The following is a 13,962-nucleotide window of genomic DNA, read 5'->3' as shown; positions in this document are numbered from 1 at the left end:
TCCACCTTCACGCTCGGTCTCCTCGCTCGCTGGTTCGTACGGTGGACTACTTGCCCGGAACGCGGATGATCAGCGCGTCGCCCTGACCGCCGCCGCCGCACAGCGCCGCCGCGCCGGTGCCGCCGCCGCGTCGCTTCAGCTCCAGCGCCAGGTGCAGCACCACACGGGCACCGGACATGCCGATCGGGTGGCCGAGCGCGATGGCGCCGCCGTTCACGTTGACCTTGTCCGAGGTGACGCCGAGGTCCTTCATCGACTGGACCGCGACGGCCGCGAAGGCCTCGTTGATCTCGATGAGGTCGAGGTCCTCGACGCCGATGCCCTCCTTCTTCAGGGCGTGGCGGATGGCGTTGGACGGCTGCGACTGGAGCGAGTTGTCCGGGCCGGCCACGTTGCCGTGGGCGCCGATCTCGGCGATCCAGTCCAGGCCGAGCTCCTCGGCCTTGGCCTTGCTCATGACGACGACCGCGGCGGCGCCGTCGGAGATCTGCGAGGAGGTACCCGCGGTGATCGTGCCGTCCTTGGCGAACGCGGGACGCAGCTTGCCGAGCGACTCGGCGGTCGTCTCGGGGCGGATGCCCTCGTCCTTGGAGAAGAGGATCGGGTCGCCCTTGCGCTGCGGGATCTCGACCGGGGTGATCTCGGCCTCGAAGACACCGTTCTTCTGGGCCGCGGCGGCGCGCTGGTGCGACAGCGCGCCGATCTCGTCCTGGGCGCCGCGGTCCAGACCGAGGCGGGTGTTGTGCTTCTCGGTGGACTCGCCCATCGGAATGTTCTCGTAGGCGTCCGTCAGGCCGTCGTGCGCCATCGAGTCGAGCATCTCGATCGCGCCGTACTTGTAGCCCTCGCGGGACTTCGGGAGCAGATGCGGGGCGTTGGTCATCGACTCCTGGCCACCGGCCACGACGACGTCGAACTCGCCGGCGCGGATCAGCTGGTCGGCGAGGGCGATCGCGTCGAGCCCGGACAGGCACACCTTGTTGACGGTGAGCGCGGGAACGTTCATCGGGATTCCGGCCTTGACCGCCGCCTGGCGTGCCGGGATCTGCCCCGCCCCGGCCTGGAGCACCTGGCCCATGATCACATACTCGACCTGGTCGCCGCCGATCCCGGCCCGGTCCAGCGCGGCCTTGATGGCGACGCCTCCGAGGTCGGCTCCGGAGAAGGTCTTCAGCGAGCCGAGGAGCCGGCCCATGGGCGTCCGCGCGCCCGCGACGATCACTGAGGTGGTACCGGTCGTTCCTGACATGAGGCGCAGCCCCTTGGATTGGTTGTGAACGAGGGTTTACCTGAATGTACTGAGCGGTCCCGCGCCCGTCATCCGGCAGCGGGTGTGATCGCGCGCACGTTGCGTAACCACCCCCGGAGCGCTGCACTGGTTCCATGCTGACGCGAATCGACCACATCGGAATCGCCTGTTTCGACCTCGACACGACGGTGGAGTTCTACCGCGCGACCTACGGGTTCGAGGTCCACCACTCCGAGATCAACGAGGAGCAGGGCGTCCGGGAGGCCATGCTCAAGATCAACGACACCTCGGACGGCGGTGCCTCGTACCTCCAGCTGCTGGAGCCGACCCGTGAGGACTCGGCCGTGGGCAAGTGGCTGGCGAAGAACGGTGAGGGTGTCCACCACATCGCGTTCGGGACCGCAAACGTGGACGGGGACGCCGCGGACATCCGTGAGAAGGGTGTCCGGGTGCTGTACGAGGAGCCCAGGACCGGGTCCATGGGGTCCCGGATCACCTTCCTGCACCCCAAGGACTGCCACGGTGTGCTGACGGAACTGGTCACGTCCGCAAGTGAGCACTGAACCGACGGATACCCGGCCCGGTAGAGTGGGCGGTTCCGGGCCGGGGCCGGGCCGGGGGCGCGCCGCGTCCCCGCCGTTGATCTGTCACCATTCCCCGGGGGACCGTTCGCCGGCGAGCGGTACTCGTTCGGAGAGTTGCGACCACGGGACGGATGGGACCGCGCAGTGCGGGGCTACGAAAGCCAGCAGAGCCACCGAGCTGACGACGACCATCTCTCGCGGTTCGAAGCCGAGATGGACCGGCTGAAGACCGACCGGGAGAAGGCCGTCCAGCACGCCGAGGACCTCGGCTACCAGGTCGAGGTCTTGCGCGCCAAGCTGCACGAGGCCCGGCGCAATCTCGCGACCCGTCCCGCACACGACGGCGCGGACATCGGCTACCAGGCCGAGCAGATGCTCCGCAACGCCCAGATCCAGGCCGACCAGCTGCGTACGGACGCCGAGCGTGAGCTCCGCGAGGCCAGGGCTCAGACCCAGCGGATCCTGCAGGAGCACGCGGAGCACCAGGCCCGTCTGCAGGCCGAGTTGCACGCCGAGGCCGTGCAGCGCCGCCAGCGGCTCGACCAGGAGCTGGCGGAACGCCGCCAGACCGTCGAGTCCCACGTCAACGAGAACGTCGCCTGGGCCGAGCAGTTGCGGGCCCGGACCGAGGCGCAGGCCCGCCGGCTGCTGGACGAGTCGCGTGCCGAGGCGGAGCAGTCGCTGGCCGCCGCCCGCGCCGAGGCGGCCAGGCTCGCCGACGAGACCCGCCAGCGCGTCAGCTCCGAGGTGGAAGCGGCCCGTTCGGAGGCCGAGAGCACGCTGCTGAGGGCCCGTCGGGACGCCGAGCGACTGCTCGACGCGGCCTCCACCCAGGCCCAGGAGGCCACCGGCCACGCCGAGCGGCTGCGCTCCACGGCCACGGCCGAGACCGAGCAGACCCGGCAGCGGACCGCGGAGCTCAACCGCACGGCCGAGCAGCGCGTGCAGGAGGCCGAGACCCGGCTGCGCGAGGCCCGGCTGGAAGCGGAGAAGGTCGTCTCCGAGGCGAAGGAGGCAGCGGTCAAGCGGCTGGCCGGCGCCGAGTCGCAGAACGAGCAGCGCACCCGTACCGCGAAGTCCGAGATCGCCCGGCTGGTCGGCGAGGCCACGAAGCAGGCCGAGACGCTCAGGGAAGAGGCCGAGCAGGCGCTCGCCGACGCCCGGGCGAAGGCCGAGCGGCTGGTCGCGGAGGCCGCCGAGAACGCCCGTACCCTGGCCGCCGAGGACGCCGCGGCCCAGCTCGCCAAGGCCGCCCGCAGCGCCGAGGAGGTCCTGACCAAGGCCTCCGAGGACGCCAGGTCGACCACCAGGGCGGCCGGCGAGGAGGCCGACCGGATCCGCCGTGAGGCCGAGGCCGAGGCGGACCGGCTGCGCGGCGAGGCCGCCGAGCAGGCCGACCAGCTCAAGGGTGCGGCCAAGGACGACACCAAGGAGTACCGGGCCAAGACCGTCGAGCTGCAGGAGGAGGCGCGCCGGCTGCGCGGCGAGGCCGAGCAGCTGCGCTCCGAGGCCGTCGCCGAGGGCGAGCGCATCCGCGGCGAGGCCCGCCGCGAGGCCGTCCAGCAGCTCGAGGAGGGTGCCCGCACCGCCGAGGAGCTGCTGACCAAGGCGAAGGCGGACGCCGAGGAGCTGCGGACCTCCGCGGGCACGGAGAGCGAACGTGTCAGGGCCGAGGCCGCCGAGCGCGCCGCCACGCTGCGCAAGCAGGCCGAGGAGGCTCTGGAGCGCAGCCGCGTCGAGGCGGAGAAGCTGCGCTCCGAGGCCGAGGAGCAGGCTGCCGCGCTGACGGCCGCGGCCGAGCGGGCCGCCGCGGGCCTGCGCGAGGAGACCGAGCGGGCCCTGGCGGCCCGCCAGGCCGAGGCCGCCGACGAGCTGACCCGGCTGCAGGCCGAGGCTGAATCCCGGGTCTCGGCCGCCGAGACGACGCTCGGCGAGGCCCGCGCCGAGGCGGAGCGGATCCGCCGCGAGACGAGCGAGGAGTCCGAGCGGCTGCGCACCGAGGCCGCCGAGCGCCTGCGCACGCTCCAGGAGCAGGCCGCGACGGAGTCCGAGCGGCTGCGTACCGAGGCCGCCGCCGACGCCGCGCAGTCCCGCGCCGAGGGCGAGTCCGTGGCCGTACGGCTGCGTACCGAGGCCGCCACCGAGGCGGAGCGGCTCAGGACCGAGGCCAAGGAGGGCGCCGACCGGGTGCGCTCCGAGGCCGCCGCAGCCGCCGAGCGGGTCGGTACGGAGGCCGCCGAGGCCCTCGCCGCCGCCCAGGAGGAGGCGAACCGGCGCCGCCGCGAGGCCGAGGAGACGCTCGGCGCCGCGCGCGCCGAGGCGGAGCAGGAGCGCGAGCGCGCCCGCGAGCAGAGCGAGGAGCTCCTCGCCTCCGCCCGCAAGCGGGTCGAGGACGCGCAGGCGGAGGCCCAGCGCCTGGTCGAGGAGGCGGACAGCCGGGCGACCGAGCTGGTCTCCGCGGCGGAGCAGACCGCCCAGCAGGTGAGGGATTCCGTCGCCGGCCTCCAGGAGCAGGCCGAGGAGGAGATCAGCGGGCTGCGGTCGGCCGCCGAGCACTCCGCGGAGCGGACGAGGACGGAGGCCCAGGAGGAGGCGGACCGGGTACGCGCCGACGCCTACGCCGAGCGCGAGCGGGCCGCCGAGGACGCCACCAGGATCCGTCAGGTCGCGCACGAGGAGACGGAGGCCGCGAAGGCCCTGGCCGAGCGGACCGTGTCCGAGGCGATCGCCGAGTCGGAGAAGCTGCGCTCGGACACCTCGGAGTACAGCCAGCGGGTCCGTACGGAGGCGTCCGACGCCCTCGCGTCGGCGGAGCACGACGCGGCGCGCGCCCGGGGCGAGGCCCGCGAGGACGCCAACCGGATCCGTTCCGAAGCGGCGGCCCAGGCCGACCGGCTCGTCGGCGAGGCGACGAGCGAGAGCGAGCGGATCCGTTCCGAGGCCACCGAGCAGGCGGAGCGGTTCCTCGGCGAGGCGACCGACGAGGCGGAGCGGCTGCGCGCGGAGGCCGCGCAGACGGTCGGCTCGGCGCAGGAGCACGCGGCCCGCGCCCGCGAGGAGTCGGAGCGGCTGCGCGCCGACGCGGAGACCGCGGCCGAGCGGATGCGCACGGAGGCCCGCCAGGAGGCGGACCGGATGCTGGACGAGGCGCGGGAGGCCGCGGCGAAGCGCCGGGCCGACGCCGCCGAACAGGCCGACCAGCTCGTCGACAAGGCCCGGGAGGAGGCGCTGCGTGCCGCCACCGAGGCCGAGGAACAGGCCGACAGAATGGTCGGTGCCGCGCGCAACGAGGCCGTACGGATCACCTCGGACGCGACCGTGGAGGGCAACTCCCTGGTGGAGCGGGCCCGTAGCGACGCGGACGAGCTGCTCGTCGGGGCCCGCCGTGACGCCACCGCGACGCGGGAGCGGGCGGAGGAGCTCAGGGCACGGCTGGAGAGCGAGATCGAGGAGCTGCACCAGCGCGCCCGCCGGGAGACGTCCGAGCAGATGAAGACCGCGGGCGAGCGGGTGGACAAGCTGATGAAGGCGGCGACGGAGCAGCGCGCGGAGGCCGAGGCGAAGGCCAAGGAGTTGCTGGCGAACGCCAATTCGGAGGCCGGCAAGGTGCGTATCGCCGCCGTGCGACGCGCCGAGTCGCTCCTCAAGGAGGCCGAGACCAAGAAGGCCGAACTGACGCGCGTCGCCGAGAAGCTCCGCGCCGACGCGGAGGCCGAGGCCAAGCAGATCGTGGACGAGGGCCGGCGCGAGCTGGATCTGCTGGTCCGCCGGCGCGAGGACATCAACACGGAGATCTCGCGTGTGCAGGACGTGCTGGAGGCGTTGGAGTCGTTCGAGGCTCCGGCCGGCGGCAAGGCGGCCGGCGCCGGCACGGGGGGCGTCAAGGCCGGCGCGACAGCGGGCACCCGATCGGGCGGCAAGGCGTCGGATGGGTAACGGATCCGGCCCTGCCGCGCACGTCGGCATGAACATGCAACCCTTCGGGTGGCAAGGGCTCCGGGGGCCGGCCACCCAAAAGGGGGGTCATTCTCCATACCAAAGCGGCATCTTCACATGGACACGCCGCGCAGGCCCCTAGGATTCCCTCTAACACCTCACCGGTCTCATTCGACAGGAACCCCATGAGCGACCCTTCCTCCCCCTTCGGCTTCGAGCTCGTGCGACGTGGATACGACCGCGGTCAGGTGGACGACCGCATCAACAAGATCGTCGCCGACCGTGACAGTGCCCTCGCCCGCATCACCTCTCTGGAGAAGCGGATCGAGGAACTCCACCTCGAGACGCAGAACGCCCAGGCCCAGGTCAACGAGGCCGAGCCGTCGTACGCCGGGCTCGGCGCCCGCGTCGAGAAGATCCTCCGCCTCGCCGAGGAGGAGGCGAAGGACCTGCGTGAGGAGGCCCGCCGCGCGGCCGAGCAGCACCGCGAGCTGGCCGAGTCGGCCGCCCAGCAGGTGCGCAACGACGCCGAGTCGTTCGCTGCCGAGCGCAAGGCGAAGGCCGAGGACGAGGGCGTCCGCATCGTCGAGAAGGCCAAGAGCGAAGCGGGCACGCTGCGCACCGAGGCCCAGAAGGACGCCCAGCAGAAGCGCGAGGAGGCAGACGCCCTCTTCGAGGAGACCCGCGCCAAGGCCGCCCAGGCCGCCGCGGACTTCGAGACGAACCTCGCCAAGCGCCGCGAGCAGTCGGAGCGCGACCTCGCGTCCCGTCAGGCGAAGGCCGAGAAGCGTCTGGCCGAGATCGAGCACCGGGCCGAGCAGCTCCGCCTGGAGGCCGAGAAGCTCCGTACGGACGCCGAGCGCCGGGCCCGTCAGACGGTGGAGACCGCGCAGCGCCAGGCCGAGGACATCGTGGCCGACGCGAACGCCAAGGCCGACCGGATCCGCAGCGAGTCGGAGCGCGAGCTGGCGGCGCTCACCAACCGCCGCGACTCGATCAACGCCCAGCTGACCAACGTCCGCGAGATGCTGGCGACGCTGACGGGTGCCGCGGTGGCCGCCGCCGGCTCCCCGGTGGACGACGAGCCCGCCACCCGCGGGGTCCCGGCTCAGCAGACCCGCTGACCCGTCCGTACATCAGCTGTACTCCTTGCGCGCCCGGTTCCGCCCTTGTGGTGGCGCCGGGCGCGCGGCCGTTCTAGCGTGAACGCATGATCGAGCTGGACGGCCTCACCAAGCGCTTCGGCAACACGGTTGCCGTCGACCGTCTGTCGTGCCGGATCAGACCGGGAATGGTGACGGGTTTCCTGGGCCCGAACGGGGCCGGCAAGTCCACCACCATGCGGATGATGCTCGATCTGGACAACCCGACCAGCGGTTCGGTGCGCATCGACGGCAAGCACTACCGCGAGTTGCAGGAGCCGCTCAAGCACATCGGGGCGCTGCTGGACGCCAAGTCGATGCACGGCGGGCGCAGCGCGTACAACAACCTCCTCTGTCTCGCGCAGAGCAACCGCATTCCGGCGAGCCGGGTCTCCCAGGTGCTCGACACCGTCGGTCTCGGCGCGGTCGCCGGGAAGAAGTCCAAGGGGTTCTCCCTGGGGATGGGCCAGCGGCTGGGCATCGCGGCGGCACTGCTCGGTGATCCCGAGATCCTGATGTTCGACGAGCCCGTCAACGGTCTGGACCCCGAGGGAATCCACTGGGTCCGGAATCTGATGAAGGCCTTCGCCTCCGAAGGCCGGACGATCTTCGTCTCCTCGCATCTGATGAGCGAAATGGCCCTGACGGCGGATCATTTGATCGTGATCGGTCAGGGCAGACTGCTCGCCGACACCTCGATGGCCGATTTCATCCAGGAGAACTCACGCAGTTATGTGCGGATGCGCTCCCCGGAACAGGAGCGGCTGCGCGACGCGCTGCACTCCGCGGGCATCGTCGCGGTCGAGGCGGGCAACGGCACGCTGGAGATCGACGCGGCGACCACGGAGCAGCTCGGTGAATTCGCGGCCGGGCACGGGATCGTGCTGCACGAGCTCAGTTCCCAGCGGGCCTCGCTGGAGGAGGCCTTCATGCAGATGACCGCGGGCTCCGTGGAGTACCACGCGCACTCCGACAGCGACGGGCCGCCGCCGGCGCCGGTGGGCCCGCACTGGGGCAAGCAGCGGAACCAGCAGGCCGGCGGTACGGCGCCCGCCCACGACGCGAAGGGGGCGTGACGGCGATGGCATCGGTACCCGCGGTCCTGACTTCGGAGTGGACCAAGATCCGTACGGTCTCGTCCACCACCTGGACCCTGATCTCCGCCTTCGTCGTCACCGTCGCGATGGGCGCGGCGCTCAGCGCCCTGCTGAACGCCCAGTTCGACGACCTCTCCGACGCGGAGCGGGCCACCTTCGACCCCACGTTCGTGGGCTTCTCCGGGATGATCCTGGGCCAGCTGGCCATGGTCGTCTTCGGTGTCCTGGTGGTGGGGACGGAGTACAGCTCCGGCATGATCCGCACCTCGCTCGCGGCCGTGCCGCAGCGCGGTTCGTTCCTCTTCGGCAAGATCGCGGTGGCGGGCGTCCTGGCCCTGCTGGTGGGCCTGGCCACCAGCTTCGTGACCTTCTTCCTCAGCCAGGCCCTGCTGGGCGGCCACCGTACCGACATCGGTGCGGACAACGTGCTGCGCGCGGTCTTCGGGGGCGGCGTCTACATGGGCCTGATCGCCGTCTTCTCCATGGGCGTGGCCTCGATGCTGCGCAGCTCCATGCTGTCGCTCGGGATCCTGATGCCGTTCTTCTTCCTGGTCTCGCAGATCCTCTCGGCGGTCCCGGGTGCCAAGAACGTCGCCCGCTACTTCCCCGACCAGGCCGGGGCCAAGATCATGCAGGTGGTCCCGGACGCCATGAACAGCGATCCGGCGCCGTACGGGCCGTGGGGCGGCCTCGGCATCATGGCCCTGTGGGTGGTGGCGGCCCTGGCCGGCGGCTACCTCGTCCTGAAGAAGCGGGACGCCTGACCCGGGGACGCCCCCGGGCCGTCACACCGGTGCTCCGCGCAGCGGCTTGGCCGGAACCGTCACGGGCTGGTTATCCTCCTAACTCTTAGGGGGGCGTGCGGCCGGGTGGCCCGGCCCCGACGGCAGATAAGTCGATGGGGCTCTGGAGAATGATCGAGGCAGTCGGCCTGACGAAGCGCTACGGCGCGAAAACGGCCGTGTACAACCTTTCCTTCCAGGTGCGGCCGGGGGCCGTCACAGGGTTCCTCGGCCCCAACGGGTCGGGCAAGTCCACCACCATGCGCATGATGCTCGGCCTGGACCGGCCGACGGCCGGGCACGTGACGATCGGCGGCCACGCCTTCCGCAGCCTTCCCAACGCACCGCGCCAGGTGGGCGCGCTGCTGGACGCCAAAGCGGTGCACGGCGGGCGCAGCGCCCGTAACCACCTGCTGAGCCTGGCCCAGCTGGCCGGCATCCCGGCGGCCCGGGTGGACGAGGTGCTCGGGGTCGTCGGCCTCCAGGACGTCGCGAAGAAGCGGTCCAGGGGCTTCTCGCTCGGTATGGGGCAGCGGCTCGGCATCGCGGCCGCACTGCTCGGCGACCCGCAGGTGCTGCTCTTCGACGAGCCGGTCAACGGGCTCGACCCCGAGGGCATCCTCTGGGTCCGCAACCTGATGAAGCGGCTGGCGTCCGAGGGCCGCACGGTCTTCGTCTCCAGCCACTTGATGAGCGAGATGGCACTCACCGCCGATCATCTGATCGTGATCGGGCGCGGGCAGCTGCTGTCCGACATGAGCATCAAGGACTTCATCTCCGCCAACTCCGCGGACTTCGCCCGGGTGCGGGTCGCGGCCGACCGGCCGGAGCAGCGGGAGAAGCTGACGGCCTCCCTGACGGAGGCGGGCGGCGGGGTCATGCCGGAGCCGGACGGTGCGCTGCGCGTCACCGGCCTGCCGCTCCCCCTGATCAGCGATCTGGCCCATGCGTCGGACGTCCGGCTGTGGGAGCTCTCGCCGCACCAGGCGTCGCTGGAGGAGGCGTACATGCGGATGACGCAGGGCGCAGTGGACTACCGCTCGACGGCGGACGCCAAGGCCGGGCTCCAGCTCCCACCGCCCGGTCACGGGCCCCGGCCCGGCTACGCGGAGTACGCGCAGCAGCCCCCGCCCGAGGTACCGCAGCAGGGCTGGTACGCCCCGCCGCCGCCCGGACAGAACCCGTACGCCGCCGCACCCGCACCGGTGGCTCCCGCCCCTGCCCCTGCCCCTGCCGCACCGGTGGCCCCCGCGGCCGCCCCCGCGGACCCGACCGCGCGCGAGACCAGCGAGGACCCCCGATGACGACGCCGGCCACCCCGCCGCCTCTCCCGCAGGCCCCCCGGGCGCCCTACCAGCAGCCTCCGCAGGGCTGGGAGGGCGGGAGCGGCGGGCTGTACGCCTCGCCGATCCCGGTGCGCAGCCCCGGTCTCGGCGACGCGATCGCCTCCGAGTGGACGAAGATCCGCTCGGTGCGCTCCACCCTGTGGACGCTCGGCGTGATGATCGTGCTGCTGCTCGCCGTCGGCCTGCTCGCCGCGTTCGCCGTGAGCGCGTCGGACGCCGACCTGGACGGCACCCCGGTGCTCAGCCTCGGCTTCTTCGGCGTGCTGCTCGGTTCGATCTGTGTGATCACCCTCGGCGTGCTGACCATCGCGTCGGAGTACGGCACCGGAATGATCCGGACGACGCTGACCGCCTGCCCGAGCAGGGTGCGGATGCTGGTCGCGAAGTCGATCGTCTTCTTCCTGCTCTCCTTCACGATCACCACGGTGACGACCGGGATCGTCGGCCTTCTGCAGACGGCCATGGTGGACGGCGGGACACCCACCGCCGACGACTGGCTGCGCTCCACGGTGGGTGTGGGGCTGTACGTCGCCACGCTCGGGCTGCTCTCGCTCGCGCTCGGGGCGCTCATCCGGCACTCGGCGGGGGCGATCACGATCATGATCGCGGTGGTGCTGCTGCCGCTCGTCCTGGCGATGTTCATGTTCTCGCCGTCGCTGGCCGACCTCCAGCAGGCGCTCTTCGAGTACTCCATCCCCAACCAGCTCGGCACGCTGTACGACGCGTCGATGACCACGTCGGGGCCATCCGGCTGGGAGCCGCTGTGGATCATTCTCGGCGTGACCGCCGTGGCGATGGCGGGTGCCTTCGTCTCGCTGGACCGGCGCGACGTCTGACTCAGTAGCGCGGCGCGTTCCTGGACCGCTGCACCCGTGTGGTGCGGCGGTCCTTCGCGTTCCAGCAGGCCTTGTGCCAGTGCCTGCGGTCGTCGATCCCGCCGAACTCCGGCCAGGCGACCAGATGCGGAACACCGGAGATCTCCTGGTCGCAGCCGGGGCAGCGGTAGCGCTTGCCCATCGAGCTCGCGCCGCTCACCGGGCGCACCGACCACTCCTCGCCCTGCCAGCTCTCCGTGGCACCGCCCCCGCCGTACCGCTCCGCGGCCTCTCGTGCGTTGCCGGCGGGGCTCTCGCCGCCTCGGGGGCGGTTGCGGCGCGGGGACACGTGACACCTCACGGGGCGGTACGGGCAGGGTCCTTCCAGCCTAGAGCCATCGGCGGCGGGCCGGTGTCGCGCAGTCACGACGGGGACCCGGGGACGGGGGGTTACCGGAAAATCGCAACAACATCGCCGGGGACCGTGCCTATGGCACGTGTCAGACGTTGTTGCCGGTAGGGAGAGCCGCGTCGGCCGCAAGGAGGCAACAGGCGATGCGCGTAGGAACGTTCGTGCTGGGAGCGCAGTTTCCCGGCCAGGGGCAGGGCGAGGCCCTGCACCGGGCCGTCCGGTCCGTGGAGGTCGCGGAAGGGTCCGGGCTCGATTCCGTCTGGCTGGCAGAACATCATTTCGTGCCGTACGGGGTGTGCCCGTCGGCCGTGACACTGGCCGCGCTGCTGCTCGGCCGCACCCGCAGGATCCGGGTGGGCACGGCGGTGAGCGTGCTGCCCAACCAGCATCCGGTCGCGCTCGGCGAGCAGGCGGCGCTGCTGCACCTGACCAGTGGAGGCCGCTTCTCCCTGGGCGTGGGGCGCGGTGGTCCGTGGGTGGATCTGGAGGTGTTCGGAGGAGGTCTCCCGGCGTACGAGAACAGCTTCCCGGAGTCGCTGGAGCTGCTGCTCGACTGGCTGGGCAAGCCCCGGGTGGCGGGCCGCGGTGAGCGTTACCGCTTCCGCGAAGTGGCGGTGGTGCCCCGCGCGGACGAGCTGCTCGGCGACGGCCCCGCGGGGCCCGAGGTGATCGTCGCGTGCACCTCGCCGAAAAGCGTGAAACTCGCCGCTGGAAAGGGTTTGCCGATGCTTCTCGGGATGCATTGCGACGACGGGGAGAAGGCCGACATGGTCGCCCTGTGGCGATCGGCCGCCCGGGAGGCTGGTCTGCCGGCGGAAGTCGTGGGACGAAACGAACACGTGTCCGCAGGAGTGGCCCAGATCTCGGACCGTCCCGCGCACGCCGTGGAGACGCTCGTGAAGGCGATGCCGGGCTGGCTGCGGCAGGGACTCGGCGCCCATGTGACGGTCGACGGCAGGCACCGGGTGATGCGCGACCCCGTCGCGTACACGGAGTTCCTGTGCGGTCTGCATCCGGTGGGCCCGCCCGGCCTGGCGGCCGACCGGCTCGCGGCCACGGCGGAGCGCACGGGCATCACCCGCTTCGCCCTCCTGGTGGAGGGATCGGGCGATCTCGCGGCGACGGAGGAGAATGTGCAGCGGCTGGGCACGGAGGTCCTGCCGTTGCTGAAGTGACCCGTTCATGCGGGGAGTCCTGGTGGTGCGGTACGGGAGCTGCCGCCCCGGAGCCAGTTGCACCTCCCGCGGCCCGAAGCGGCAGCAGAAGCGCTCAGCAGTCCCGTAGTCCGGGCGACTGGTTGAGCAGCTGGCCTCTCACCGAGGTGAAGCGGGCCAGTCGCTCGTCGACCGAGGCGTCCAGCGGGAACACCGCGACGCGGTGGCAGTTCTGGAATGCGAGGCGCACCCCGAAGTGCCGCTGCAGCGCGCCGCGTATCGCATCACTCGCGAGCGCGCGCAGCAGCTGACCACGTGCCTGCTCGTCCGGCGGCGGCGTCTGGTTGTCGGCGAACTCTCCGCCGTCGACCTTCAGCTGAGCCACCAGAGAGCTGATCATCTCCCATGCGTAGGGCAGGGAGGTCCGGACGCAGTCGACGAAGTCGGCTTCGTCGACCTCGCCTCGCTCGGCCTGTTCCAACAGGGCCGGTGAGACGTCGAGCGACATGGGTTCTCCTCTCGCGACCCCGACAGGTGGCCGGGGCCTTACGGGCAGGGAAGGAGGACGGCGACGCTGCGTACACAGACGGCGACCTCCTGCTTCCACGGTAAGGGTGCAGTCCGGGCCGCACCAGGAGATTGGGAACACAACCGGCCAACAACGAACGGTCGCAAAGAGGGGCAAGCCAGAAGGAGGCCCGTCACGGGCCCGGGACGCCGGGTCCGGGAATCGCGTGGAGCACGGGTCGTCGAGTAGCGTTGCCGACCATGCGTCTCGTCATCGCCCGTTGCTCCGTCGACTACGCGGGCCGGCTCACCGCCCACCTGCCCTCCGCCCCCCGTCTGATCCTGGTGAAGGCGGACGGCAGCGTCTCGATCCACGCCGACGACCGGGCGTACAAACCTCTCAACTGGATGTCCCCGCCGTGCACCCTGAAGGAGGGCGCCGACGACAGCGAGGGCGTCTGGACCGTGGTGAACAAAGCGGGCGAGAAACTGATCATCACCATGGAGGAGATCCTCCATGACTCGTCCCATGAGCTGGGTGTCGATCCGGGGCTGGTCAAGGACGGTGTGGAAGCGCACCTCCAGGAGCTGCTCGCCGACCGGATCGGGCTGATCGGCGAGGGTTACACCCTGATCCGCCGCGAGTACCCCACCGCGATCGGGCCGGTCGACATCCTGTGCCGGGACGCGGACGGGAAGACCGTGGCCGTGGAGCTGAAGCGCCGGGGTGACATCGACGGTGTGGAGCAGTTGACCCGCTACCTGGAGCTGCTCAACCGGGATCCGCATCTGGCGCCGGTCAGGGGTGTGTTCGCCGCCCAGGAGATCAAGCCGCAGGCCCGTGTGCTGGCGACGGACCGCGGGATCGGTTGCCTGGTCCTCGACTACGACGCGATGCGGGGCATCGAGGACGACAAGCTGCGGCTGTTCTGACCCGG

The 13,962-nt window shown here is 71.5% G+C and carries 12 protein-coding genes; 9 read left to right on the top strand and 3 right to left on the bottom strand.

Going from position 1 to position 13,962, the window contains the following annotated elements; translation table 11 throughout:
• Positions 1 to 46: 46 nt before the first annotated feature.
• Complete coding sequence (locus tag AB0F38_RS06470; protein ID WP_361887535.1) at positions 47 to 1,249, bottom strand: acetyl-CoA C-acetyltransferase; 1,203 nt, start codon at positions 1,247 to 1,249, stop codon at positions 47 to 49.
• Positions 1,250 to 1,383: 134 nt separating this feature from the next.
• Between AB0F38_RS06470 and mce the strand changes: the two genes are divergently transcribed.
• From mce to AB0F38_RS06435, 7 genes are all read left to right on the top strand, one after another.
• Entirely contained in the window at positions 1,384 to 1,812 is a 429-nt protein-coding gene (mce, locus tag AB0F38_RS06465) for a methylmalonyl-CoA epimerase (RefSeq protein ID WP_361887532.1), read from the top strand.
• 165 nt (positions 1,813 to 1,977) lie between these two features.
• Complete coding sequence (gene scy, locus AB0F38_RS06460; RefSeq protein ID WP_361887529.1) at positions 1,978 to 5,769, top strand: polarized growth protein Scy; 3,792 nt, start codon at positions 1,978 to 1,980, stop codon at positions 5,767 to 5,769.
• 185 nt (positions 5,770 to 5,954) lie between these two features.
• The gene (locus AB0F38_RS06455; protein ID WP_361887527.1) at positions 5,955 to 6,893 is read left to right on the top strand and encodes a cellulose-binding protein; all 939 of its coding nucleotides are present in this window, start codon (positions 5,955 to 5,957) and stop codon (positions 6,891 to 6,893) included.
• Between the two features lie 86 nt (positions 6,894 to 6,979).
• Positions 6,980 to 7,987, top strand: coding sequence for an ATP-binding cassette domain-containing protein (locus tag AB0F38_RS06450; protein ID WP_361887524.1), 1,008 nt, complete (start codon positions 6,980 to 6,982; stop codon positions 7,985 to 7,987).
• Between the two features lie 5 nt (positions 7,988 to 7,992).
• A complete protein-coding gene (locus AB0F38_RS06445; RefSeq protein ID WP_361887521.1) occupies positions 7,993 to 8,772 on the top strand; it encodes an ABC transporter permease subunit in 780 nt (259 codons plus the stop codon).
• A 149-nt stretch (positions 8,773 to 8,921) separates the two neighbouring features.
• On the top strand, positions 8,922 to 10,094 hold the full coding sequence (locus AB0F38_RS06440; RefSeq protein ID WP_361887519.1) for an ABC transporter ATP-binding protein: 1,173 nt from the start codon (positions 8,922 to 8,924) through the stop codon (positions 10,092 to 10,094).
• The gene (locus tag AB0F38_RS06435; protein ID WP_361887516.1) at positions 10,091 to 10,972 is read left to right on the top strand and encodes an ABC transporter permease subunit; all 882 of its coding nucleotides are present in this window, start codon (positions 10,091 to 10,093) and stop codon (positions 10,970 to 10,972) included. Before AB0F38_RS06440 ends, AB0F38_RS06435 begins: the two co-directional genes overlap by 4 nt.
• Position 10,973: 1 nt before the next feature.
• On the opposite strand, the gene AB0F38_RS06430 is transcribed toward AB0F38_RS06435, so the two are convergent.
• Positions 10,974 to 11,300, bottom strand: coding sequence for an ATP/GTP-binding protein (locus tag AB0F38_RS06430; RefSeq protein WP_361887513.1), 327 nt, complete (start codon positions 11,298 to 11,300; stop codon positions 10,974 to 10,976).
• 206 nt (positions 11,301 to 11,506) lie between these two features.
• Between AB0F38_RS06430 and AB0F38_RS06425 the strand changes: the two genes are divergently transcribed.
• On the top strand, positions 11,507 to 12,538 hold the full coding sequence (locus AB0F38_RS06425) for an LLM class flavin-dependent oxidoreductase (protein WP_361887510.1): 1,032 nt from the start codon (positions 11,507 to 11,509) through the stop codon (positions 12,536 to 12,538).
• 94 nt (positions 12,539 to 12,632) lie between these two features.
• On the opposite strand, the gene AB0F38_RS06420 is transcribed toward AB0F38_RS06425, so the two are convergent.
• Positions 12,633 to 13,025, bottom strand: coding sequence for an SCO5389 family protein (locus AB0F38_RS06420; RefSeq protein WP_073791902.1), 393 nt, complete (start codon positions 13,023 to 13,025; stop codon positions 12,633 to 12,635).
• A gap of 260 nt (positions 13,026 to 13,285) precedes the next feature.
• On the opposite strand from AB0F38_RS06420, the gene nucS reads away from it, so the two are divergent.
• On the top strand, positions 13,286 to 13,957 hold the full coding sequence (gene nucS, locus AB0F38_RS06415; RefSeq protein ID WP_361887506.1) for an endonuclease NucS: 672 nt from the start codon (positions 13,286 to 13,288) through the stop codon (positions 13,955 to 13,957).
• The last annotated feature ends 5 nt before the right edge of the window (positions 13,958 to 13,962 follow it).

It is taken from the genome of Streptomyces sp. NPDC025273, from assembly GCF_040638585.1.
Classification (GTDB): Bacteria; Actinomycetota; Actinomycetes; order Streptomycetales; family Streptomycetaceae; genus Streptomyces; species Streptomyces cinereorectus.
This window is presented reverse-complemented; position numbering and strand designations above follow the sequence as displayed.